This is a genomic window from Mesorhizobium sp. M1E.F.Ca.ET.063.01.1.1 (genome assembly GCF_003998155.1).
Lineage (GTDB): Bacteria > Pseudomonadota > Alphaproteobacteria > Rhizobiales > Rhizobiaceae > Mesorhizobium.
Genome location: NZ_RZSC01000856.1, coordinates 1 through 2,337, shown reverse-complemented (window position 1 = coordinate 2,337; position 2,337 = coordinate 1). Strand labels below are relative to the sequence as shown.

The window sequence follows — 2,337 nt, the reverse complement described above, 5'->3', positions numbered from 1 at the left end:
CTATTTCACCTGGCACTGGATCTTCCTGATCAACGTACCAATCGGGCTCGCCGGCATCTGGCTCGCCACCCGCTATTTGCCGGAAACCGAGGCCACCGAGACGCCGCCGCTCGATTTTCCCGGCTTCGTGCTCAGCGGGCTGACGGCATCCGGCATCGTTTTCGGCCTCTCCGTGGTCAGCCTGCCCGCTTTGCCGCCGATCGCCGGCTTCATCACGGTTGCCGTCGGCCTGGTTTCGGGCGTGCTTTACCTGCTGCACGCACGGCGCGCCAGGAACCCGCTGCTGGCGCTGAAGCTGTTCCGCAATCAGGTCTTCCGTTCCTCGGTGCTCGGCGGCTCGCTGTTCCGCATCGGCATCGGCGCGGTGCCGTTTCTGTTGCCGCTGATGTTCCAGATCGGCTTCGGGCTGACGCCGTTCCAGTCCGGCATGATCACCTTCGTTTCGGCGATCGGCGCCATCGGCATGAAATTCGTCACGGCGCTGCTCTTCCGCCTTGCAGGGTTCCGCCGGGTGCTGATCCTCGGCTCGCTGGTCGCGGCCGCCTCGATCGCCATCTATGGCCTGTTCACTCCCGAAACACCCTATGCGCTGATGCTGGCAATATTGTTGGTCGGAGGCTTCATCCGTTCGATGTTCTTCACCGGCGTCAACGCGCTGTCCTATGCCGAGATCTCCGCCGCCGACACCAGCAAGGCGACGCCGATCGTTGCCGTCTTCCAGCAGTTGTCGATTGCGCTCGGCGTGGCGCTGGCCGGCGGCATCCTCGAAGTGTCGACGTCGATCCATGGCGGGCCGCTGACACTCGGCGACTTCCACATCGCCTTCTTCATCGTCGCTGCCGTCTCGGCGATCGCCTCGCTCACCTTCATGCGGCTGGCGCCCGATGCCGGCAGCGCGGTGTCGGGACATGGCAAACTGACGACACCGAAGACGCTGGAGGCGGTGGGTACGGCGGGGAAGTAGGCGCGGCCTCCCCTTCTCCCCTTGCGGGAGAAGGTGGATCGGCGCGCAGCGCCGAGACGGATGAGGGGTGTTCCAGCGGAGCGAGACGTTGGCATTCCCTGGAACACCCCTCATCCGTCGCCTTCGGCGACACCTTCTCCCACAAGGGGAGAAGGAGGAGAGCTAGCCCTTGAACTCCTTCGCCAGCAGGTAAAGCTCCACGGACTCGTCGCGCGAGGCCGGCGGCTTCACATGATGGACCGAGCGGAAATTCTGCTTGAGCCGCGACAAGAGTTCGTTCTCGGCGCCGCCCTGAAAAGTCTTGGCGAGGAAATGCCCGCCGGGCTTGAGCACCTGCAGCGCGAAATCGGCCGCCACCTCGCACAGATGCATGGTGCGCAGATGGTCGGTGCGACGATGACCGGTGGTGGGGGCCGCCATGTCCGACAGCACGACATCGGGCTGACCGCCAAGCGCCTCGGCAAGCTTTTGCGGCGCGTCCGGATCGAGGAAATCCATCCGCAGGATGACGGCGCCCGGCACAGCGTCCATCTCGAGATAATCGATGCCGACGACATGCGGATTTTCCGCCGTCGACTTCGTGCGCGCCGCCGCCACCTGGCACCAGCCGCCGGGGGCGGCACCGAGGTCGATCACCTTCATGCCGGGCTTGAGCAGATGGTGCTTGTCGTCGATCTCGGTCAGCTTGTAGGCGGCGCGGGAGCGGTAGCCGTCGGCCTTGGAGCGCTGCACATAGGGATCGTTCATGTGGCGCTCGAGCCAGCGGCGTGAAGATTCCTTCAGCCCGCTCTTCTTCTTGATCCTGGTTTTCAGCACGCGCATGCCGGCCGAACCCGGCTTTTCCGGCTTCTTCGTCATGGCCTGATTTCTTGCCCGAGCATGATCCTGTGCGAAACCCGACCGCCACATTTCGCTGGCCCGGTCCTGAAATTCAGTATCAGGATTTCCGGTCCGCTTTTTCTCGCTCGCTTCGTCGTGCCGATTTTGCGGCGGCTTCGCGTTTCACGGAGGGCTTCCCCCACTCCGTCGCCGCTTCGCGGCGCCACCTCTCCCCCCTCCGGAGGGAGAGGAAAGCTAAGGTTGGCGACCTCGCGCCTTTCCTCTCCCCCGTCGATCGGGGGAGAGGTGTCGAGCGAAGCTCGACGGAGTGGGGGTCGACTGCTCATCAGAGCAACGCAGCCACTTTTTGGGGTCATGCGCGGCGCCCGTCATGACGCCAGACACCGTCGTCGGCCATCAGCTCGCTCAATATGCCTTCGCGCAGGCCGCGGTCGGCGACGCGCAGCCGCTCGGACGGCCACACGCCGCGGATCGCTTCCAGGATGGCGCAGCCGGCGAGCACGAGGTCGGCGCGGTCGGCGCCGATGCAGGGA

The 2,337-nt window shown here is 65.0% G+C and carries 2 protein-coding genes and 1 pseudogene; 1 reads left to right on the top strand and 2 read right to left on the bottom strand.

Going from position 1 to position 2,337, the window contains the following annotated elements; all coding sequences use genetic code 11:
- On the top strand, positions 1–964 hold a 964-nt coding region (locus EOA29_RS33410), incomplete at its 5' end, for an MFS transporter (protein ID WP_127222200.1).
- Positions 965–1,126: 162 nt separating this feature from the next.
- Here EOA29_RS33410 and EOA29_RS33400 read toward each other — a convergent pair.
- Positions 1,127–1,822, bottom strand: coding sequence for an RlmE family RNA methyltransferase (locus EOA29_RS33400; RefSeq protein ID WP_126094271.1), 696 nt, complete (start codon positions 1,820–1,822; stop codon positions 1,127–1,129).
- 334 nt (positions 1,823–2,156) lie between these two features.
- A pseudogene (locus EOA29_RS33390) lies at positions 2,157–2,337 on the bottom strand (Ppx/GppA family phosphatase); the annotation flags it as partial.